Below are 22723 nucleotides of genomic sequence, written 5' to 3'. Positions count from 1 at the left end.
TATCACTTTCGGAGAGGGGATTGGAATAAAATGACTTAAAACAACAGGAAACATGCTTAGGGAAAATATGATAGCTGAGTTGGAGCATCGCAGCGACAACTGGGACCTGGTCATCATTGGCGGAGGCGCTACCGGGATAGGCGCCGCCATTGAAGCCAGAAGCAGAGGGTTAAATACCTTGTTGGTAGAACAATTTGATTTTGCAAAAGGAACTTCGAGCCGGAGTACAAAACTGGTGCATGGCGGCGTTCGTTACCTCGCCCAGGGAAACGTGGCTTTGGTAAAAGAAGCGCTGAGGGAACGGGGGCGAATGAAGAAAAATGCCCCGCACCTGGTTAAAGACCAGTCGTTCATTATTCCGAATTACACCTGGTGGGGAGTGCCTTTTTATACTATAGGACTGGTCCTTTACGACTTGCTCGCGGGCCGGCTAAGTCTCGGGAAGTCGAGACCGTTTTCAAAAGCCAAAACCCTGAAAAAGATACCTACCTTGATCGCTGATCATTTGTACGGAGGAGTTATTTATCACGACGGGCAGTTTGACGATTCACGCCTGGCGGTCAACATGGTTCAGACCTTTGTCGAGATGGGCGGCGTCGCGATCAATTACATGAAGGTGAACGGGCTGATCAAAAAAGACGGAAAAGTTTGCGGAATCGAGGTCGTTGACCAGGAAAACGGGAAAGGACACGAGATATACAGCAAGGCGGTATTAAATGCCACCGGTGTTTTTGTCGATCAGATCATGAAAATGGACAATCCGCACGCGCATGAACTTGTTCGCGTTAGTCAGGGGGTTCATTTGGTGATTGACAAAGAGTTTGTCCCCGGTGATTATGCCATTATGATTCCGAAAACCCGGGATGGCCGCGTACTTTTTGCCGTTCCCTGGCACAACAGGGTGGTGGTGGGAACAACTGATGTTCAGAAGGAAACCGCCGAAATTGAACCGGTTGCACTTCAGGAAGAGATTGATTTTATTCTTGAAACAGCCGGACGTTTTCTGGTCAAGCCTCCTACACGTGCGGATGTGAGAAGCGTGTTTGCCGGTTTAAGGCCGCTGGCAGCTCCGCGAAAAGGAGGGAAAAGCACAAAAGAAATTTCACGCGGACATATCATCGAGCTGTCCGATTCCGGTCTGGTGACCATCACGGGGGGGAAATGGACCACCTACCGGCAAATGGCCCAGGATGTGATTGATTTGATTGGCACCCATTTCAACCTGAATATTCCGGAATCAAAAACCGTGAGTTATAAAATTCACGGCTACAAAGAGCATGTTGATCTGCAAAACCCCTATTATTTTTACGGATCCGACGAAGAAAAAATGCTTGCTTTAGCCCTGGATGATAAGGAACTGGGCGAGATCATCAGCGAGGAGTTAAACATCATGAAAGCACAGGTGGTTTGGGCCGTTCGGCACGAAATGGCCCGCACGGTCGAGGATTTCCTGTCGCGCCGGACCAGGGCCTTGTTGCTCGATGCCCGCGAAAGCATCCGGATTGCGCCGGTAGTAGCGGGAATTATGGCGAAAGAATTGCATAAAAACGGCAGCTGGATTGACCGGCAATTAGTAGAGTATTCGAAGTTGGCCAAGACCTATATCCTGGAGTAAAAAACAGCACAAAAAGTAATCGGAATTTTCTAAATTGCGATTGCAAAAACTAAAATAACCTGACTTAAACTTAAAATCATGTCCAACCAATACCTATTGGCTCTTGATCAGGGAACGACCAGTTCCAGGGCCATTCTTTTCAACAAAAAGGGACAAATTGTTACCTCAAGCCAACAGGAATTCCCGCAAATCTATCCCCGCCCCGGGTGGGTGGAACACGATCCGCTGGTGATCTGGCAGTCGCAGATCGAAACCGCCAGGGAGGCGATTCAGCAATCGGGTAATGAAGAAATCGTCGTTGCCGGCATCGGAATAACCAACCAACGGGAAACAACAGTGGTTTGGGACCGGACAACCGGAATACCGGTTTATAATGCCATTGTATGGCAGGACCGGCGTACATCGGCCTATTGCGACGAACTGAAGGCGGGCGAATGGGCCGATACGATTTCGTACAAGACCGGATTAGTCATCGATTCGTATTTTTCGGCTACGAAACTGCGATGGATCCTCACCCAGGTGGAAGGAGCGATGGAAAAGGCCCGGGCCGGAGAGTTGGCTTTTGGCACCATTGATAGTTGGTTGATCTGGAAGCTGACAAACGGAAAACAACACATTACCGATGTCAGCAATGCCAGCCGGACCATGCTTTACAATATACGCACGCTTTCGTGGGACGACGAACTACTGGACTTATTCGGTATCCCCAGGGAAATATTGCCTGAAGTGAAATCTTCGTCCGAAATATATGCTTACAGTTCGAAGGAATGGTTTGGTGTTGAGATTCCGATTTCGGGGATTGCCGGAGACCAGCAGGCTGCAACTTTCGGACAAATGTGTATGGATGTGGGCAGCGTTAAAAACACCTATGGCACCGGATGTTTTATGCTCTGCAATACCGGTAGCAAAGTGGTCAGATCGAAAAACAACCTGGTATCGACCATTGCCTGGCAAATTAACGGTGCCACTACTTATGCGCTCGAAGGTAGCATTTTTACCGGAGGGGCGATTGTCCAGTGGTTACGTGATGAGTTGGGAATAATTAAAACTTCGGCCGAAATTGAAGAGCTGGCCGGTCGGGTAAACGACAACGGCGGAGTTTACCTGGTGCCTGCCCTCACGGGCTTAGGCGCTCCTCATTGGGATCAGTATGCCAGGGGAACCATCCTCGGGCTGACACGCGGCTCCAATTCGGCGCATATTGCCCGTGCCGCGCTCGAAAGTATCGCTTTTCAAACCTACGACGTGTTGGGGGCAATGGAAGCGGATCTGGGGGCTTCGGTGAAAGAATTGCGGGTTGACGGCGGCGCCGTGGTGAATAATTTGCTGATGCAGTTTCAGGCCGATGTGATCGGCGTTCCGGTGTTTCGTCCGGAAGTTCTGGAGACAACGGCCCTGGGAGCTGCTTACCTGGCAGGACTTGCCGTGGGATTCTGGAAAGATGTTGATGAAATCAAACAGCAATGGGCTATTGATCGGTGTTTCAACCGGAAAATGGAACCCGGGCTTGTGCGAAAACTGCTGAATGGCTGGGAAAAGGCTTTAGAAAGAGCCATGAACTGGGCACGGGAAGAAGAACAATCATCCTTACTAAACTGAAAAAAAACAATACCATGAGCGAGTTTTATGCTGAATTTATCGGAACCATGATCCTGATTCTTCTGGGAAACGGGGTGGTGGCCAATGTGGTGCTGAAAGGCACCAAAGGGAATAACGGGGGGTGGATCGTCATTTCCTGGGGCTGGGGATTGGCGGTATTTCTCGCCGTTATGATTGCCGGTCCGTATTCGGGAGCTCACATCAATCCGGCAGTAACCATTGGTCTGGCCATCGCGGGAAAATTTCCGTGGATAAAAGTCGGCTCCTATGTGATCGCCCAAATGCTGGGAGCTGCCACCGGAGCTTTTTTAGTCTGGCTTTTTTACCGGCATCATTATAATGAAAGCGAGAACCAGGAGGCGATTCTGGCCACTTTTTCTACCAAACCGGCTATTCGTAAGCTTCCCAATAATTTCTTCAGCGAGGTGTTGGGGACATTTATCCTGATCTTTGGCGTTTTCTATATTGAGGGTGCCAGTATTTTATGCAACGACATCCCCGATATGAAGATCGGACTGGGCAGTGTAGGCGCGTTGCCGGTGGCCCTTCTGGTTACAGCCATTGGATTGTCGTTGGGCGGGACTACCGGTTACGCGATCAATCCCGCACGCGACCTGTCTCCCCGGCTGATGCACGCCATTCTTCCAATCCGGCATAAGGGCGACAGCGACTGGCCGTATTCGTTTGTACCGGTTTGTGCCCCCCTTGTGGGCGCAGGTATTGCCGCCGCCCTGTATCTGTTTTTTAAATGATAAAAATGGTCGAAATTTGTATGAAAAAATCATGGACAAACCATTATTGAATGATGAAAATGAATATCCCGACGACCCTATTTTGACACAGTATCTGGATCAGAATAAAGTGGTCTGGGATGAATTTAACGCAATGGTGTCGTTACTGTTTCCTTCCATGACCTTCGAATGGCGCTATTATCGCGACGGAAAAGCCTGGTTGTGCAAACTGATCCATAAAAAGAAGACCATCTGCTGGATTTCGATATGGGATAAGTTTTTTAAGCTAACCTTCTATTTCACCGAAAAAACCGGCAGTGAGCTGGCGAATCTGGAGATCGACCCGGTACTGAAAGAAGATTTTGCCCATGCCCCAACTTTCGGGAAGCTGAAACCGCTCACCCTGGAGATGAAGCATGCAGAAATGCTTGATTCAGCCAAAATCCTGATTGATTATAAGTCGAAACTAAAATAGGCTTCAGATCACAGCGGATTGAATTGCCGGACAATCTGATTGCCGGCTGCTGCAATAGCCGGAAAGAAATTAGTTTCCAAACCGGTAAATCAGTGAAAGCTGTTGCGACTGATCCAGATCGTTTCCTTCAATCAGGTGAAACGACAGGTTGAAGCGGCCCTGCACATGCTCGCTGTTGAGGAATTTCCAATAAATATCAGTACGGAGGTAACTGTCTGCATCGTAAAAGCGGTCGCCGTACATAAACCGGTGCCCATTGCCCTGGTGAAAGGTGGCCCGTAAGGCGAATGGCTTCAGCTCGCCGTACAGTTCGCTCACGAAACTCCGGTTCGTCACAAACCCGTCATCATTTCCGCGATCGCGAAAGGTCGATTGGAGCAGTCCGATTTTCAGGTACGAATTTTCCAGCGGAATAAACTGGTCGAGACTCCTGCCTGCATACAAGGCAAAACCCAGGTTGTCTTTGATGTGTTCATCGGGAATTTCAACCGCGCTTTTGGCATGATGGTACAGCAGCAGGTAATTTTCGGAAAACCAGGAGCCAAGGTGCATTTTCCCCGACAAACCAGCCATAAAGGTTTCCCGTTGGGTTTCGCTTTGGCGGCTGGTCCAGTCAACAAAACCGCTCTGGTGGCCCCACGACCAGCTGTGTTTCCCGTACATGCCTTCAATATTCGGGCGATAATACAGCAGGGTATCTGTTAACATCGCTAACGGAAAATCGACCAGGTCCATGCGGGGAAAAGCGCCAAAGTAAAATTCGTTTTGCTCGTCTGAATACCGGTAATAGGCTGTCAGCTTAGGTTTCCATACATCCGCTTCCGATCCGAATTCAAACAGGTGGTTTAAACCGATCCGGAACCGGTGGTTTTCGTCCAGCGTTGTCCCGATTTCGAAACTGGTTCGTTCGCCCAAAATGGTTTGGGAATAAGCTTTCCCGCTAAAATACTCCCGGTTGTCGCCAAAACCGTGAAACCCGACCTGGTATTCGGGTTTTTGAGCAAAAGCAGCCGCCGAAAATAAGCTGAGTGCGATTAAAAAGATCAGGCGCATTCGTGTCAATTTAAATGGGTTTATTGGAAACAGATCCCGGTGTGCAAAGAAAAATAAAAATTGTCAACCTAAACAAAAATACAGAATTACTTTGAGTGGCTTAATCACATAAAATATACATGTCGCGTTTCGGATTGATGCAGAGAACGGGCATATTTCCGGCTTTTTGAATGATTTTTTTCTCCGGTAGCCCCACCATCAGGTCAATTAAGCTGATGTGCCGGCTCGACGGGATGATGATCAGCCTGCAATCGTCCTCCCGGCATCGATCGAGCGCCTCAAAGGGTAAGCCGAAACTTCCTTTTTGGGCCGTTCGAAAGCGTACATCCAAATGAAGCTTAAACAGGAGTTCTTCAATAAACCGTTTATTTTTTTTCGTCATGGCGCCGTATTCGTTGTTTTTATCTTTGGCCACCATCACCTCAATGGATGATTGATTAAACCGTCCGAAATACGAGGCCCAAAGTGACGTATCTTTCATCACCTTGCGGAAATCAACCGGCAACATCACCTTATTGTATTGCAGAAAATCCCGGTCGCTTCCTTTGACAAACAAAAACGGAATCTGGCTTTGTTGCAGGGCCGGTAATTTTGTTTTTATTTTTTCGCCGGTCAGCACAAGCATAATCCCGTCGTATTGTTCGGCAATACGGTCGATTGTTTGCTGCAGGTTGCCTTTTAAGGTCAGGCTCGAAATGACCAGGTTGGGTAAATCGGTTTGCAGTTTACGGATGATGGCAGCCAGAGCCCGCTGTGCATCCATTTTCTCCGTTTTTCCGCCTTTGCCCAGCGGATGAAATAAGCACAGTTCTTTCCGGAAAATTTCGGCGATCCTGATTCCGTGAAGAATCGCATCGGCCATCGACTCCGAGAAGTCGCAGTACACCATAATCCGTTGTTCTGTGTTTTTACTCATTCGTGCTCAAAACTATTTATTTTTTTGATAACTGAAAAATATCAGCAGGCATTGATTGGCTTATTCGTAAATTTGATGAAAAACAAAAAGATTCATGCTGACACGAGAACTCATTTGGCCAAAAAGCATCGTAGTAATTGGAGCATCCAATAATATCATGAAACCAGGGGGTAAACTCCTTAAAAATCTGATCGATAATCAATTTTCGGGCGACTTGATGGCGGTTAACCCGAACGAAGAACAGGTTCAGGGAATTCCGTCGTTTAAGCAGATTGACGACCTGCCCCCGGTTGAACTGGCAGTGCTGGCCATTCCGGCCCGTTTTTGCCCCGAAGCGGTCGACCGGCTGGCTTCCCGGAAGGGAACCAAAGGTTTTATCATTATTTCCGCCGGGTTTAGCGAGGAAAGCGAAGACGGGCGCCGGCTGGAGGAGCAAATTGTAGCGATTGTCAACAAACATAAGGCCAGCCTCATCGGGCCCAACTGCATCGGCATCATCACCCCGGCCCATGCCAGTGTTTTTACCGAGCCGGTCCCCAAACTGCATCAAATGGGCTGCGATTTTATTTCGAGCTCCGGTGCGACGGCCGTTTTCATTATGGAGTCGGGTATTCCGAAAGGATTGCATTTTGCCAGCGTGTTTTCGGTTGGAAATTCGGCCCAGGTGGGGGTCGAGGATGTGCTTGAGTTTATGGATGAAGTATTTGACCCGAAAACCAGCACGCGCGTAAAACTGCTGTACATCGAAAGCATCAATAATCCGGATAAATTGTTGAAACATGCCCGTTCGCTGATTCACAAAGGATGCAAAATTGCCGCTATTAAAGCAGGGAGCAGCCAGGCCGGGAGCCGGGCGGCTTCGTCGCATACCGGCGCAATGGCCAGCTCCGACCTGGCGGTGGAAGCATTGTTTCGTAAGGCAGGTATCGTGCGTTGCTACGGCCGCGAAGAATTGACCACGGTGGCCAATGTATTTATGTGTAAGGAAATGAAGGGCAAGCGAATGGCCATTGTTACCCACGCGGGAGGGCCCGCGGTGATGCTTACCGATGCATTGGAATCCGGCGGTCTGCATATTCCGAAAATTGAAAGTTCACCTCAAAAACAAGCCTTGAAAGAAAAACTGTTTCCCGGCTCGTCGGTGGAAAACCCGATCGATTTTCTGGCAACCGGCACCGCAGAACAGTTGGGCGCCATTATCGACGCGTGCGACAACGATTTCAGCGAGGTCGACGGCATAGCGGTGATTTACGGCAGTCCGGGGCTTTTCCCCGTTGGCGATGTGTATGACGTGCTCAGTAAAAAAATGCAGAGCTGTAGAAAGCCGATTTACCCGATTTTGCCTTCGGTGATCAATGTAAAAGATGATGTGGCTCACTTTATTTCGGCCGGTAATGTGAATTTTCCGGACGAAGTGTTGTTAGGGCGCGCCCTCACCCGGGTGTCGAATACGCCGAGGCCGCATGATGAACGGATTTTTCTGGAGGGGGTCGATATTGCCGAAATCCGCCGTATCATCGACCATGCCCGGGATGGTTACCAGTCGCCGCAAGTGATTCACCGCTTGTTCGATGCGGCCGGCATTCCCTACGTAAAAGAACGCGTGGCGACAACGAAAGAAGAAGCGCTGGTTATAGCCGATGAATTGGGATTTCCGCTGGTGATGAAGGTGGTCGGGCCGGTTCATAAAACCGAGATCGGCGGAGTGGTGTTGAATGTGCGCAGCGCCGAAACGGTGGTCAGTGAATTTAAGCGGCTGATGGCTATTCCCGAAACAACAGCCGTGCTGATGGCTGAAATGGCCTCGGGCATCGAACTGTTTATCGGTGCAAAATACGAAAACCGCTTCGGGCACGTCATGCTTTGCGGCATGGGCGGAATCCTGGTGGAAGTGCTGAAAGATGTTACCTCCGGTTTGGCGCCGCTTACCCTGTGCGAGGCAGCTTCCATGATCAAAAACCTCAAATCGTATCAAATCATCAAAGGTTACCGGGGGCAGGAAGGCGTCAATCAGCGAAAGTTTGCCGAAATCATTGTGCGCCTGTCAAGCCTCTTGCGGTTTGCCACCGAAATTAAAGAAATGGACATTAATCCCCTGCTGGGGAAAGGCGATAAAATTCTGGCCGTGGATGCCCGGATCCGGATCGAAAAATAAGCCGCCGTATATCCCGGCCGGTGTCGTTCAACACCAACTTAAGCCGGGCTTGCAGGCCGCTCAGAGTCCTGTTTATTGTGTTTTGTTTTTCTATTTTTCTAAACAGGGATACCTTAGGATATTTCTGTCAAATTCGTCAAAATGTTCGATTATCGGGAATTTGAATTCTGAATAATTCTCTTTTGTGGAATTTACGATTATCACATTTGCCACGTTGCAATTTATGGCTGCCTGAATACCGGAAAAAGAATCTTCGAAGATAATTGACTCTGATCTTTTTACGCCCAATTTGCAGATTGCCTTCTCAAAAATATCAGGGTGAGGTTTCCCTTTGATTTTTCCATCATTATAGATAATATGCTCCTCGGCAAAATAATCAAGTAGATTTAATTTATCAATAAAAAAATCTACATTTGTTTTTCCTGATGCTGTTGCGATGGCTATTGGTATTTTTTGTGTTTTTAAATAATCTAAAAGTTTGATAGCTCCGGGAGCAAGTTTCATATCGTGTTTAAGGCATTCATTTCTGTAAATAATTTCTTTTTCTTCGGTATATTGTTCAACTTCAAAATCATTTAAATTTCGTTTAAATAAAAATTCAAGTGTGTCTTTTCCGTTTCTACCGTGGATATATTCTTTTTTTTGAGCCATTGTCAATTTAATGTTGTGGGTTTCTAAATATTTATCCCACGAGATTTCCTGATACTCAGAGTCCCAGAATAATGTTCCGTTAAAATCAAAAATTACACCTCCGTTGTTCATAAGTTTCTTGTTAATAATTGTGATATCTCTGTTGATATATTAAGCATAATGGTTTGAACGATGGCATCAATTCATTATTACAAATTCTCTAAAATTATCTATATCTATCACTTTACTTTCTGCATGATATGATTCCACAAATGTTTTAGGCAATTTTGTTGTTTTTTTTCTTTTTCCATTTAAATTCATACCCGGTTATTTTCCACTGTTTTCCTCTACAAAATCAACTTCCCGTTGTTGTTTTGTTCTCCAAAAATATGTTCGTGTAAGACTTTGTTTATACTCGATTTGTTTTATTCTCTCGGAAATTAAAAAGTTTTCCCTTAAATTGTCAGTTTCGCCAACGTACCGACAATTAATTGGTTTTAAGTCGCTTTCAGACTGTGCAAATATTGCATAAACCAACTTTCTTTCGGGTAAATCATCTAAACTGATTTCACTTAAATTTACTGTTTCTTTTGCCATTTTGAATTAGTTTTTATGGTTCCCAGTTCGTGTAAATATAGTGTCTTTATTTTGTTAATGGCTGGATTCAACGGTGTTCTTTCCAAGCCAAATGGGCATGTATTGTGCACCCTGCCTGATAATCTTCCTGCTTCGTCGCCCCAATTTACAAAACTTGACGTAATAAATTTTACTGATTGGCTAATTTGGAACCAATTTTAAAAAACAAGCATTTAACGAATGCCTGGCGGAGAACGAACCAACCAGCGAAGAGATTTTTCAGAATATCCTGACAATACGATTGTATTTCCCGCAAAATACAATCGCATTTCCCGGATAATACGATTGAGTTTCCCGGATAATACAAATGAGTTTTCCGCATAGTTGAAACGGATTTCCCGGAAAATTGATCTGAAATCACCGTCAGCCTTGACTCTTTTTGTTTAATTTTTTGTGTTAAGACAAAAAAGTAAATCCTGTCCGGAAGGACATCCGCAGCAAGGCTTTTTTCAGAATAGCAGCACTTCAATTTTTATTCAAATACGTTCTTCTTCCCGGGTGGCGAGGTTTGTAACCGCGCATTCAATAATCGTCGATTGAAAATCGACGCAGCCGGTGGGCGCTTAAACGGCCTGCGCGCCGCTTCGGGAGGCAGTGGCTGATTCTAACCTGGTGGTGCTTTATTTCTGCATCTCTGTCGTTAACTACCTGGGCGGCATCTGGCAACAGGTGCTGAAACAAGTTCAGCATGACGACGTTTCTGTGATGGCCTGTCGGCCTGATCTCCGGCAGTTGCCGGATTGCCCGGGGCTACTGATATGTCACCCCGCCGGGTTGGGATGACAGCCGGTAATCGGTATTCGGTAATCAGTGTTCAGTGATTTGAAGGTTGCAGCTTGCTCTCTGCGTGCTTAGCACCTCCCGGCCTTCTCTGCGTTAAAAAAATACTTGAGTGCCTGAGTGACAAAGTAAAATGCCACCTGTATTCCTTTCTCCCGTCTCCGTTCTACTTTTTCCACCTTCGTTAATTGTCCTTGCGCTTTGCCCTCTGCCCCAAGCTCTCTGCCCTCAGCCCCCAGCAGAATCCCCGCTTTTGTACACAGAGGCCCGGTCGGCCACTGTTTCCCGGGCCTTACGGAGTTTCCGGCAGATCAATCCGGTAAAGAAACTTGTCGCTGCGCATGATCAGCGAATTTCGTAAAATGGCCGGAGTGGCTTTAAACGTGCCTTCCAATTTGTTTTGGGCAACGATCTCGGGAGTTGCCGAAGCTTTTATAATGGTTGTTTCGCCGTTGGTATTGGTAAAATACAGGTTTCCGGCCGCGTAAACCGGCGAAATGTTGAAGTGTCCTTTCAGCTTTTCCTCCCGGTACACCCGGCCGTTTCCCGGGTCGAGGCAAGTCAGGCTGCCGCGTTCATCAATCATAAACAGCAGGCTGTCTGTAATGACCGGGGTAGATGTTTGCGGCACATGCTGATCGGTTTGCCAAACAATATGACTGTCGGTGACATTCCCTTTTCCGGTAGGATCGACCGCAAAAAGCCGGGCAAAATACGGGGCGCCCTGCGAAAGCACCCAGCCCGAGTTGACCAGGACCAGCCCGTTGTACAACAGTGGCATGCTTACAGCCGAGTCTTCGCCGTAATAAACGCGCCAGTTCTCTTCTCCCGTGCCAGGATCGTATGAAATGGCATACAACGAGCGGTTGGTGATCAACTGATCTTTTCCGTTAATCGTTATTACAATCGGTGTTTGGTACGATTTTCGGAAAACAGGGGAAACTTCTTCATAAACCTCCGGGTCGGGACAACCAACCTGCCAGACAATTTCTCCCGTATGTTTATTCAAGGCATAAATATTTTGCAGGTCGGTCCCCTCAAGATGGACAATCAGTAAATCGTTGTATAAAACCAGCGAAGACGCCGGACCCTGTAAATGGTCGCAATTCAGGTCGGTGCGGCTCCAAACGGTTTTAAAACTTTTGGTATCGATACAGGCTGTTCCGAAGGTACCGTAATGAACGTATACAAAGCCGTTTTCGATGCAGGGCGTTGGTGTAGCATAGCTGTTGGTCGCATGGATACGCTGGGCTGAATCGGTATGAAACAGTTCGAGCTCTTTGATCAGATCTCCGCTTTCGAAGTCAACACAAAAGGCCGAAAACCAGCTCCCGTTATGGTCGGCGCTTGTCAGCCATATTTGGTTGCCAAACACCACCGGCGACGACCATCCCAGTCCGCGAATGGCTGTTTTCCAGCTGATATTTTCAGTTTCGCTCCAACTTACCGGCGCTTTTTCGCTGGCAGAAATACCATTGAGGAGGCTTCCGCGCAGGTGGGTCCAGTTTTCGGTTTGGCCTGTACACGAAGTAAATAAAAACAGGAAAGGCAAAAAAGCCGCGAAGGGGGCAGAGTTGACAGTTATTTTCACGTTTGTTCTTTTTAGTGAATCGTTTATCTGCCGAATATACTAAGAATCTGCCTGAAAATATTCCGGGAATGGAATGTTACTCAAGATTGGAAGAAGATAAATCCGAAAGAATTTTTTTATCAGCCGAAGGGGCATCGTTCAGCAAGTCCTGGAGGGTTACACTGTTGAAATAATCGAAAATGAGGTCATTTAATTTGCTCCAAAAACCGATGGTCCGGCAAACATCTTTCATCGGGCAAGGAACTAATGCCGACAGGCAATCGATCACGCAAATTCCCGGTTCAAAAGCGTTATGGATGTCCAGCATGGAAATTTCGGAAGCTTTACGGGTGAGGATGTATCCGCTTTTTTTTCCGCGGACATTGATGATCAGGCCTTCCGATTTTAAGGCATGAATAATTTGATCCAGATACTTCACCGAAATCTGTTGACGTTCGGCAATATCTTTTTGAAGTACGCCACTTTGTGTTGTGTCTGATGCAATTTCGAGCATCGCACGCATACCATACCGGGTTTTTGTGCTAAACTTCAATTTTCGGTTTCTTTTTTTTCGGTTGAGAATAAGATTTTAAAGCTAATAAATACTTCGTTCCCAACCTTAACAATTCCTAAAAATTTTCGCGGAGGTTCAATGCCAAAATCGGTGAGCAATACGTCCATTTCGCCATTCAGCCGCCATTGATCCTGATACGGCTTTTCAATTTCGGAAGTACAGGTGTAAGTATTCGTGATCCCGTTCATGGTTACCCGGATTTCATGCTTCAGGTCCGTTTCGTTCATCAGTTTACCGGTAATGTTTTCGGCCATCGAGATATTAATGGTCGGATGCTGGCGGGCATTGATCAAATCCAGAAAATCATCCAACATGGTTTTCGATTCGGCTTTAATTTTTCGTGCCGGGATGGCAATTTTTAAATTTTTATCCTGAAATCCACGCGTATCCGGTAGGGGAGTATAATTTTCTTCACGATAAGAAAGCTCGAACTGGTTTACGTTGGTGGTCCCTTTAATAATAACCTGATCAAAAAGGTAACGTTCGATCCGGCTTTCGCCCGAAGGAACTGCACCGCTGAGATCAGGAATTCTCATCAGCAAAATCAAAATCAGGGAGATCAGCCTCGTGTTCATTTGTTCAGCAAAAAAGGAAGAAAGGCCATCCGGCCATCGCCGGACAACCTTTCAGTTAAAATGAGTTAGAATGAAATGGCGGCTTCGAGAACGAGCCCGTTGAATTTTCCGCCGTTAATTGCTCCGTGTGCAGGGCCGCTGTACTTTTGGTTTACATAGTCGAGTTTCACCAAAACATGCTTCACCATGTTCCATCCGCCACCAATGTTGGTGCGGGTAACTTTCGAGCCGTCGTTGTTCGATACCTTATTTAAGCGGGTACCGAGGTAGAAACTGCCGACGGGGTAAATGGCCTGTAGCGCGGTTTGGGTGAAATGCTGATCATTTTCGGCTCTCACACCTTTCATGTCTTCGTAAATTCCGAACAACTCCAGCCCGTACAGTTGGACAAAGAGGTTAGCCATGTAGCTGTTCATTTCGGTTTGTCCGCTGCCCGGTCCCCAACGTCCCGACCGGAAGTTGTCGGCCTGGGCTGTTGCCAGCTGCATCACGTTGTAGTAGCGGGCGCCGGCGCGGTCGCCATCCCACAGGGTCGATCCGCTGTGACCTTCTCCGACATGATACCCGGAAAGCGATGCACGTACCCTTAAGTTTTCGTTGATTTGGGTGTCGTATCCTAATTTCCAGTTAAACACCAGGTCTTCGCCGAGGTCGTTGCCTCTGCCGTAGTTCATGCGTCCGTTATTCACCCCGGCAAGCGCGATAATACCCTGGTTGCGGTACATAAATTCAAGCCCCGGGTTGTTGGTGTAGGCATCCATAATCCAGTTTCCAACAAAAGGATTGTTGAGAACTGCCGCGTTGTTGCTGCGGAAATAGTGGGCATCGCCATAATTCGGCATCATCACCCCTGCTTTAATGGTCAGGTATTTCATGATGTTGTCGGCTTCCGGGAGGAAGGGCAGTTTGTCAATAGTCAGGTAGCCACCTTCAACCCAGGCTTCGTTATGGTGACGCGACGACATGTAATTGTTGATGTACAGTTGGATGCCCGGGGCCAGGTCGGCGGTCAGGTTTAAGTTTGCCGTCGGTAAGTTGAAGTTATTTTTAAGATCAATCAACTCCACAGGAGCTTCGTGGTCGAGCATTTGAAGCTGGAGCGCAAAATCGGCGCCTACTTTGACTTTTAAGTCGGTAAATTCATCTGCATTGATCTTTTCGGCTTCAAATTGCTGACCGAAAGAGCTTATCGAAATCAATAAAACTGCAAAAATTGCTGTAATCTTCTTCATTGTAATTTAAAATTTGGTTAAAACTTCTCTTCTTTCTTTTTCTCTCATTTATGATAATTCAAATCGTAAGCGATTTTTACTTCATCATTGGTTTTGATGGTGCCCATCAGGGCGACCGGGGGTTTAATCCCGTAATCAGACATTTTAATTTCCAGGATGCCTTTTATTTGCAGGGTTCCGTTTTCGTGCTTTACCAACTGAAAATCTTCGTTTAGCTTTTGGGTTTTACCGGCAATCGTTAATTCCAGCTGGGCCTTGTTCTGGCTATGGTCAACCTGAATGATTTTTACTTTAATCTGAGGGTGCTCTTCTTCTTTCAGCGCCTCATAAGTTTTTTTATTCATCAGGTTTTGATCGCTCTTTATCGATTTTACAGAAATTACCAGGTTCCCGGAGTTCAACGAACTCAACACCTGATTCTCGGCGAGCGTAAAACCACCGTTAAAATCTTCCACTTTCATCTCCCAATCGTGTATGGTGGAGGTTCCTTTAACAAGCATGGAACTGCTTTTTAAGTTCAGTTTATACTGAGTTTGAGCCATCGCTACGTATGCTGCGATCACGAAAAGAGCCGTTACGGCACTGAATTTTAATAGTTTAATCATCTCCTTCATTTTTATACCACTATTCCTACTAATTTGGTGGGATAAACATAGAATAAAATTCCAATCCTCCAAATGATAAAGGATACAAACGGGATAATTTGTATTTAGACTGATTCTTTTATCCTATTTGTGAGGTAGGATAATACCTGAAGATGAGCAGATAAGACAGGAAGGAATTCTGAAAAAAATCAGGAAATATTTTTTAAAATATCGGTCAGGTGCAGCCAAAATTTATTTACAGTATCTGTTTGGATGCGTTCATCGGGCGAATGGGCATTCCGGATCGTCGGACCAAAGGAGACCATATCCAGCTCCGGGTATTTTTCGAGAAAAAGGCCGCATTCCAGTCCGGCATGGATTGACCGGACGATCGGCTCTACGCCAAACAGCCGTTTATACGATTCGGAAGTGATCCGTAAAATTTGGCTGTTGGGGTTGGGGGTCCAGCCCGGGTAGCCGTCTGAGTTTTTTACTTCGGCGCCGGCCAGCTCAAAAACCGAGCGAACCATCTCCGACGCAAAATATTTACGGCTTTCAATTTCGCTGCGCTGGCTGGTGGTAACCAGCACCCGGTTGTCGTCGATAAACTTTACCGAAGCCATGTTTGTGGAGGTTTCCACCATGTCTTTCATGCGGGTGCTCATTTCCAGAACGCCGTGCGGACAGGCGTACAGCATGTTCAGCAATTTTTCCTGACTGGCCTGGGTCAGTACTTTTTCGGGCAGGATGGTGGAGCTGTGGTCGAGTACCAGGTTCGGCTCGGTCCGTTCGTATTCAAATTCCACGTCACCCGAAAACATGTTCAGCTCGGCCACCAGTTGTTCTTTCTGAACATGAGGTACAATAACTACTGCATAGGCTTCGCGGGCGATGGCGTTGCGCAGGTTGCCACCGTTAAAGTCGGCCAGGCGAACTCCGAACTTCCGGATGGTCTGCCAGAGAAAACGGGCCAGTATTTTATTGGCGTTTCCGCGTCCTTTATTGATGTCGTCTCCCGAATGGCCGCCCCATAGCCCGCGGACCATAATTCTCAGGGCAAAGGAATTTCCGGGGACGGGTTCTTTTTCAACTTCCAGTTCGCCTAAGGTATCGATACCTCCGGCACAGCCGATAAACAGTTCACCTTCGTCTTCCGAATCGAGGTTGATCAGGATTTTACCGGAGAAAAAACCCGGTTTAAGGGCAAAAGCACCGCTCAGTCCTGTTTCTTCATCCACGGTAAACAAACATTCAATTGGCCCGTGTTCGAGGTCGTTTGCTGACAGGATAGCCAGTTGGGTGGCAATGCCAATCCCGTTGTCGGAACCGAGCGTGGTTCCGTCGGCTTTTACCCAGTCGCCATCAATCACCGGAACAATGGGATCGGTTTCAAAGTTGAAGTTTTTGTCGCTGTTTTTTTCACACACCATGTCCAGGTGCGACTGCAGCACGACTACCGGTTTGTTTTCGTATCCGGGAGTTGCCGGTTTGCAGATCAGCACATTCCCGGCCTCGTCGGTCTTGTATTTTAGCTGGTGCTTTGCCGCGAAATCAAGCAGAAATTGCCTGATTTTTCCTTCTTTCTTCGACGGGCGGGGGACCTGGCAAATTGCTTCAAAATAATTCCAAAGTGGCTGTGGCTGCAGCTTTTCCAATTTTCCCATGATGTCAATCCGGCTTTTAATTGATGATCAAAACTTCAGGCTTAATCTGTTGTGCAAAGTTAACTTTTTTACCTTATAGCTTAGTTGTACCGCCGAAAGAAAACGGTTAAACTTTCTGTCAGTCGTGAATAAATAGGGCGGGTAAATTCGAGGAACATATCCTGCGGTCCGGGGGGCAAGATCGCCTTGTTCCGGATGATCTTCTGTTCTTCAGCCGTCAGGATGGCTTCGTCGCCTACAAAAATACCATATTGGTTGCGCCACATAAATTCACCGGGAACTTTGTTGTCCAGCAGGAGTTTTCGCGTTTGGAAGTCTTCAATCTTGAGGTCGAGCAGGCCACCTGAGGCCACTTCATCTGTAATAATGCGTATTTTGCCTGTTTTAACTGTTTTTCGGGTTTCGTAACGCACCGAATCCCTCGATACTTTCACCTCAACTTTTTCCTCAATTTCCCTGGATAAGTCGTGTGTGGCTTCCGAATGGGCCGGCTTGCCAATGTAAAAATCGAAGAAGGCCAGCCGCACCAGCATATCGGGGTACTTTATCCCGACCTGTTCAGCTTCGGCAGGAGAGTAAAAGTTGATAAAGCTGTCGGAAGGGAAGCGGTTATTCATTTGAGTCATCACCTGGTTATAAAAGAAATCTGCGGTCAGTTCGTAGGTCAACGAAGGGGCCGGTAAGGTTTCAACAATCACGGTCAGGGTGGCTAAGTTTTTTGCTTCATTCATTTTTTGCAAAACATCCCGGTAGCCCGGAACCAGGCGGTCGGCTTCCCTGAACTGGAGGTAAGCCTGTTTGGCATCTTCGCGGTTTTGCCTTTGCAACAACAGGAGGCCTTCGGCATACCGCTCTTCGGCAGCCCTGTTTTTTACATCAAACAATTCGGAGGTATATGTTTTCGGCGAGGGAACAAGGTTACGGGCAGCCGGTATCCTCCGGATCTGATCCGACAGCCGGTTTACCTGCTCCATAATCTGGAGGGTCTTGCTCCATTTTAAGCGTTCGTTGCTGTTCAGGATCTGGTCAATCTGCTCCTGGTAATATTCCATGGCGATGGGATAGCCTTCGGTGATAACCTGCTGGGCTTTCCGGTTGCCCGGATCGTTGCTTAAACGGCTTACTGCCTTTTCAATGGCCTCGGGGTAATTGCCTTTGTTTAACGATTTTTTACCCGAAGAACAGGCGTTTAGTATAAATAAAGCGGTCAGGATGTAAAGTAGGTTTCGCATGAGTTGGATTTAATGTTTGAAGTTTATCTGACAAAACGGGTACTTGTTTTTTAATGTCCGATCAAAATTATGCTATTTTTTAATTAACACAAGTAAAATTGACCGGCAGAACAGGAATTTGTAAAAAGACGATTTATTTTTTCAGGAGGCGTGAGTATCTGATCCGGCTAATTCGTATAACAGATAAAATTTTGGATAATAAGGATGAAGGAATATTTGAAAAACCGGCTTGAAAAACTGAACTCGGACGCGCTGACGGAGCAGGAGCGAAAGGAGGCGTTGGGCATGTTTCATCAGGCGGAACTGGAATTTGATCTCAAAAAAGAATTATTTAGCCAGCTCGAAAACGATCCCGGATATCAGGAGGGTCAAAACACGGTTTCCGGGTTCGACCGTTTATGGAAACGCATCGAGAATAAGGAAAAGGAAGGAAAATCCGGAGTTTTCAGACTGAGGTATGCTTATTGGGCAGCAGCAATTTTAATACTGGGTTTTATTCTCGGGAATATCGTGCATCCTGATACCGGCCCGGTAAGCGCCGGTCAGGACTGGTACACGGCCATCGCGCCCAAAGGTTCTGTTTCGGAAACGATCCTGCCCGACGGAACGGTTATTTTCCTGAATGCCGGTTCTGAAATGAAATACACCTATAATGCCCGGACAAAAACCCGCGAAGCCTTTCTTGAAGGCGAAGCCTGGTTTGAGGTGGAAAAATCGGACGAAATACCGTTTATCGTTCATACGCCTTATTATAATGTACGGGTAATGGGAACCGAATTCAATGTAAAAGCATACCCGGACGATCAGGAAATTATTACAACCCTCGAAAAAGGTTCGGTGTTGATTGAACCGGGGAAAAGCTTTAAAACGAACGAAAACATTGTTTTAAGTCCGGGAGAACAATTGGTTTTTCACAAGCAGGAACGGTCGTTGCACATCAGCCCGGTGAAGCCCGAAATTTATACCTCGTGGAAAGACAATAAGCTGATATTCATCAATATGAACTTTGCCAACCTGATGACTTTGCTGGAGCGGAAATTCGGAGTCGACATTGTGGTTGCCGATCCAAGTCTGCTGAATTACCATTACGACGGGACGATTAAAAACGAAACCATTCTGGAAGTTTTAGCGATCCTGGAGAAAACACTCCCGATCGATTATGAGATTAAAGATCAGGAGATCAGGATTTTAAGAAAATAAACACGTAAAAGGAGGATGCTTATGGATCATACCTGAACAAGCTGTACCGAAAAGCCGGAAGATGCTGTCACACCCTCCGGCCTGTAAAATTAATAACCCGGTGCTGTCACACCAATTAATTATTAATCAACAACAATTCAAATTTATGAAAAAAAGTGAATTAACCTTCCTGATAGAACGAAGGCTAAAACAAAAGCTATTACTGAAAATGAAGTTGACCTTAGTTGCACTACTGGTTTGCATGATGCAGGTTTCTGCATCTGTTTATTCGCAAACAACCAAATTTACCTTTGATTTTCAAGGTAAGAAGATTTCTGATGTTCTCAAGGACATTGAAGAAACGACGAATTTTCGGTTCTTTTATCAACGCGAACAGGTTGATGTTGAGCGCAAAGTGAATTTGCAGATCACCAATAAAAGTGTTGAGGATGTCCTCACCGCTTTGTTCCGCGATGCGGGGGTCTCATACCGGTTTTTGGAGGATAATTTGATTTTGTTGACTTCAGATCAAAGGGTTTTCCAGCAACAAAGCACGGTGAAAGGCCGGGTTTCAGACAGTAACAACCAGCCTTTGCCCGGCGTGACAGTTCTTGTAAAGGGAACAGCCAGCGGAACGATTACGGATATCGACGGTTATTATTCCATTTCGAATGTACCTGCAAATGGCGTGTTGGTATTTTCGTTTGTAGGTATGAGAACCCAGGAATTACCGGTGTCGGGCAGACTAACTGTGGATGTGGCATTATACGAGGAAACAATTGGTATCGACGAGGTTGTGGCCATCGGTTATGGTGTGCAAAAGAAGTCTGATGCGACCGGTTCGATATCCGTGGCAACTGCCGATGATATTCTGAGGGCGGCGCCCTTCAATGCGCTGGCCGGTTTGAAAGGTAAAGTGTCGGGGGTGAATATCTTTACCAATTCCGGTCAGCCGGGCGGAGCAACCCGCGTGATGATCCGGGGGATTGGAACCATTAACTCTTCTTCCAACCCGCTGTATGTGGTCGACGGTGTTGTTATGGAAGATTTTCAGTTTCTGAATCCCAACGATGTTGAACGGATCGACGTATTGAAAGACGCTTCTGCAACAGCGATTTACGGCGCCCGCGGAGCGAATGGCGTGATCATGGTAACGACCAAACGTGGTCTGGCCGGTGAAGGAATTTCGGTAACTTATAACGGTTATGTGAGCATGAGCCATAAAGCAAGCAAAATGGATGTTTTGAATGCTGCCGAATTTATGGAAGCGATGGAAGTGAGTTTCGAAAATAACCGGAAATGGTATGGCGGCACAAGTACATTTAATGTGAGCGACCCGAAATTATTTGATTCAAGCGGAAATCCGCTTTACGATACCGACTGGCAGGATGAAGCTACGCGAACAGCATACTCTCACAGTCATCAGTTAAGCATTCAGCAGGGAGGTAAAAGCTCATCGGTAGGCGCGTTTATCAACTATACCGATTATCAGGGTGTAATGCTGAATACTTATATGAAACGTGTAAATACGAAATTGTCCTACGACGCAAATCCGTTGAAATGGCTGTCTACAGGCATCAACCTTTTGGTGAACCATACCTGGCAGAACGATACCGACGAGGGTGGCGGCAGCCAGGTGGCCCGTCGTACCATGATTGAAATGCCCGCTATTTTCCCGGTAAAATGGACCGATGGCAGCTGGGTAAATTCCCAATCGACCAACGACTTTAGCTTTGAAGCAATGGCCAACCCGGTACACTTGCTGAAAACACAGGAACGTATGCGTTACCGGACACAAATCTTCGGAAATGCCGCGCTGACATTTCATCTCCTTCCGGGGCTGGATTTAAGAACACAGTTTGGCGTGGATGCACACCTGCGTAAATGGAGAGAATATTCGCCAAACGACCTGATTAATATTTCTTCGCCAAACGGGTACGCGTTTATGAGTGATACACAACAGTTTTACTGGCAGGAAGAAACCTACTTAACCTACAACAAAGTATTCGGTAAACACCGGCTTAATACGGTGGCCGGTTTGTCATGGCAGGAACGGACCTATAATTACATGAGCGTTTCGGCTACCGGGTTCAAAGATAATTTTTATGGTTACAACAACCTGGGCGCCGCAACTAATCCGGGAGCTCCTTCTTCTACCTACAACCGCTGGGCGATGAACTCTTATTTCGTGCGGGGCGCTTATACCTACAACGATAAGTATATGGCCACTGCAACTGCCCGTATCGACGGTTCGTCCAAGTTTGGGAAAAATAACAAATACGCGTTTTTCCCCTCGGTTGGTCTGGGCTGGTTAATTTCAAACGAAGATTTTATGGCTGATGTTAAAGCCATTAACCAGTTAAAACTGCATGCCAGCTATGGCGTAACCGGTAACAGCGAAATCGCCGCTTACCGTTCGCTGGCCACCATTACCTCCGGAACTTATTTGATCGATGGTTCCCGGCAGGCGATATCCTACGCTTCCCGTTTGTCGAACCCGGATTTGAAATGGGAAAAAACCAATCAGTTTGACATCGGCGTTAACCTCGATATGTTTGGAAACCGATTGAGTTTTGATGCCTCCTGGTACTATAAGCTGACGACAGACTTATTGCTCGACAGCCCGGTTCCGCACAGTACCGGTTTCAGTTCTGTGATCGACAATATCGGCGAGGTAGCCAACTATGGAGTCGATTTTATGATGAACTCGGTGAATGTGAAAACCAAAGACTTCAGTTGGAACTCAACGGTGAATCTGAACTTCAATAAAAATGAGATTAAGCAACTGGGTGAAAATGATGAAGATATCCTGCCTGGTCCGAACTGGGTATCGGGAAGCCAGACGATCCTAAGGGTCGGTGAATCCCTGAGTTCATTCTGGGGTTACGAGCGTTTAGGCGTATGGACCGAAGAAGAAAGGGCCGAGGCTGAAGCCGCAGGCGCACGGGTTGGGCAGGCAAAACGTTCGGCAGCGAAAAAAATTCTGGGAAAAGGTATTCCCGATCTGACCGGTAGTTTTATCAATACATTCAACTATAAAAATTTCGATTTCACGGTTGACCTGCAATTTGTAACCGGTGTGGAGATTTTACAGCAATTTTATCACTCGGCAGAAGACCGTTTCGGATACACCAGCGGTTTGGCGTCGATTTTATACGACGGGTATAACGGAACCAACCCGAACACCATGGTACAGGCTGTGCGGAATGCCAACTTGTCCGGTCAAAGTTCGGAGGTTGATTCACGCTGGGTTTGCGACGGATCTTATTTGCGCGGCAACCTGATCCAACTGGGTTATTCGGTCGATACCAAATCGATGCGCGGCATGAAGCTGGCGGCTCTTCGGGTTTATGCAAGTGTGAATAATGCCTTTGTTCTTCATTCTAAAGATTTTCAGGGGTACGATCCCGAAGGAACATCGCAGGGCGATAATCAGTGGGGACAAAATATGTTCTTCTACCAGTACCCGAAACCAAGAACCTATACCCTTGGTGTGAATGTTACATTTTAATAACCTTTGAAT

At 46.8% G+C, this 22723-nt stretch carries 19 protein-coding genes; 7 read left to right on the top strand and 12 right to left on the bottom strand.

Annotation, left to right across the window (positions count from 1 at the left end; translation table 11 throughout):
* The first annotated feature begins 52 nt into the window (after window positions 1-52).
* From ACOIT5_RS22380 to ACOIT5_RS22365, 4 genes are all read left to right on the top strand, one after another.
* Window positions 53-1615, top strand: coding sequence for a glycerol-3-phosphate dehydrogenase/oxidase (locus ACOIT5_RS22380; RefSeq protein WP_423128381.1), 1563 nt, complete (start codon window positions 53-55; stop codon window positions 1613-1615).
* A gap of 78 nt (window positions 1616-1693) precedes the next feature.
* A complete protein-coding gene (glpK, locus tag ACOIT5_RS22375; protein WP_423128380.1) occupies window positions 1694-3214 on the top strand; it encodes a glycerol kinase GlpK in 1521 nt (506 codons plus the stop codon).
* A 14-nt stretch (window positions 3215-3228) separates the two neighbouring features.
* The gene (locus tag ACOIT5_RS22370) at window positions 3229-3966 is read left to right on the top strand and encodes an MIP/aquaporin family protein (protein WP_423128379.1); all 738 of its coding nucleotides are present in this window, start codon (window positions 3229-3231) and stop codon (window positions 3964-3966) included.
* A gap of 31 nt (window positions 3967-3997) precedes the next feature.
* The gene (locus tag ACOIT5_RS22365; RefSeq protein ID WP_423128378.1) at window positions 3998-4420 is read left to right on the top strand and encodes a DUF3788 family protein; all 423 of its coding nucleotides are present in this window, start codon (window positions 3998-4000) and stop codon (window positions 4418-4420) included.
* Window positions 4421-4489: 69 nt separating this feature from the next.
* Here the strand turns inward: ACOIT5_RS22365 and ACOIT5_RS22360 are convergent, their stop codons facing one another.
* A complete protein-coding gene (locus ACOIT5_RS22360; protein ID WP_423128377.1) occupies window positions 4490-5473 on the bottom strand; it encodes a hypothetical protein in 984 nt (327 codons plus the stop codon).
* A 100-nt stretch (window positions 5474-5573) separates the two neighbouring features.
* Window positions 5574-6389, bottom strand: coding sequence for a hypothetical protein (locus ACOIT5_RS22355; protein WP_423128376.1), 816 nt, complete (start codon window positions 6387-6389; stop codon window positions 5574-5576).
* Between the two features lie 94 nt (window positions 6390-6483).
* Between ACOIT5_RS22355 and ACOIT5_RS22350 the strand changes: the two genes are divergently transcribed.
* Window positions 6484-8544, top strand: coding sequence for an acetate--CoA ligase family protein (locus ACOIT5_RS22350; RefSeq protein ID WP_423128375.1), 2061 nt, complete (start codon window positions 6484-6486; stop codon window positions 8542-8544).
* A gap of 90 nt (window positions 8545-8634) precedes the next feature.
* Here the strand turns inward: ACOIT5_RS22350 and ACOIT5_RS22345 are convergent, their stop codons facing one another.
* From ACOIT5_RS22345 to ACOIT5_RS22300, 10 genes are all read right to left on the bottom strand, one after another.
* Window positions 8635-9306, bottom strand: a complete 672-nt coding sequence (locus tag ACOIT5_RS22345) for an HAD family hydrolase (protein ID WP_423128374.1) — start codon at window positions 9304-9306, stop codon at window positions 8635-8637.
* A 195-nt stretch (window positions 9307-9501) separates the two neighbouring features.
* Window positions 9502-9771, bottom strand: coding sequence for a DUF4143 domain-containing protein (locus ACOIT5_RS22340; protein ID WP_423128373.1), 270 nt, complete (start codon window positions 9769-9771; stop codon window positions 9502-9504).
* Window positions 9772-10332: 561 nt separating this feature from the next.
* A complete protein-coding gene (locus ACOIT5_RS22335) occupies window positions 10333-10500 on the bottom strand; it encodes a hypothetical protein (protein ID WP_423128372.1) in 168 nt (55 codons plus the stop codon).
* Between the two features lie 382 nt (window positions 10501-10882).
* Window positions 10883-12181, bottom strand: coding sequence for a PQQ-binding-like beta-propeller repeat protein (locus ACOIT5_RS22330; protein ID WP_423128371.1), 1299 nt, complete (start codon window positions 12179-12181; stop codon window positions 10883-10885).
* Window positions 12182-12257: 76 nt separating this feature from the next.
* Complete coding sequence (locus tag ACOIT5_RS22325) at window positions 12258-12713, bottom strand: RrF2 family transcriptional regulator (RefSeq protein WP_423128370.1); 456 nt, start codon at window positions 12711-12713, stop codon at window positions 12258-12260.
* The gene (locus ACOIT5_RS22320) at window positions 12710-13309 is read right to left on the bottom strand and encodes a hypothetical protein (protein WP_423128369.1); all 600 of its coding nucleotides are present in this window, start codon (window positions 13307-13309) and stop codon (window positions 12710-12712) included. Before ACOIT5_RS22320 ends, ACOIT5_RS22325 begins: the two co-directional genes overlap by 4 nt.
* A 65-nt stretch (window positions 13310-13374) precedes the next feature.
* Window positions 13375-14541, bottom strand: coding sequence for a hypothetical protein (locus ACOIT5_RS22315; RefSeq protein WP_423128368.1), 1167 nt, complete (start codon window positions 14539-14541; stop codon window positions 13375-13377).
* Between the two features lie 44 nt (window positions 14542-14585).
* Window positions 14586-15146 (bottom strand): YceI family protein, encoded by a 561-nt coding sequence (locus ACOIT5_RS22310; protein WP_423128367.1) that lies wholly within the window; start codon window positions 15144-15146, stop codon window positions 14586-14588.
* 188 nt (window positions 15147-15334) lie between these two features.
* Window positions 15335-16789 (bottom strand): aminoacyl-histidine dipeptidase, encoded by a 1455-nt coding sequence (locus tag ACOIT5_RS22305; protein WP_423128366.1) that lies wholly within the window; start codon window positions 16787-16789, stop codon window positions 15335-15337.
* Between the two features lie 80 nt (window positions 16790-16869).
* Complete coding sequence (locus tag ACOIT5_RS22300) at window positions 16870-18021, bottom strand: hypothetical protein (protein ID WP_423128365.1); 1152 nt, start codon at window positions 18019-18021, stop codon at window positions 16870-16872.
* Window positions 18022-18225: 204 nt separating this feature from the next.
* Here ACOIT5_RS22300 and ACOIT5_RS22295 point away from each other — a divergent pair, with 204 nt between their 5' ends.
* Complete coding sequence (locus ACOIT5_RS22295; RefSeq protein ID WP_423128364.1) at window positions 18226-19221, top strand: FecR family protein; 996 nt, start codon at window positions 18226-18228, stop codon at window positions 19219-19221.
* Window positions 19222-19366: 145 nt separating this feature from the next.
* Window positions 19367-22711, top strand: a complete 3345-nt coding sequence (locus ACOIT5_RS22290) for a TonB-dependent receptor (RefSeq protein ID WP_423128363.1) — start codon at window positions 19367-19369, stop codon at window positions 22709-22711.
* Window positions 22712-22723: the final 12 nt, after the last annotated feature.

Origin of the sequence: Gaoshiqia hydrogeniformans (genome assembly GCF_049347105.1) — a bacterium.
GTDB classification, from domain to species: Bacteria; Bacteroidota; Bacteroidia; order Bacteroidales; family Prolixibacteraceae; genus Gaoshiqia; species Gaoshiqia hydrogeniformans.
Note: the sequence above shows the minus strand (reverse complement) of the source record. Positions and strands in the feature narration are given on the sequence as shown.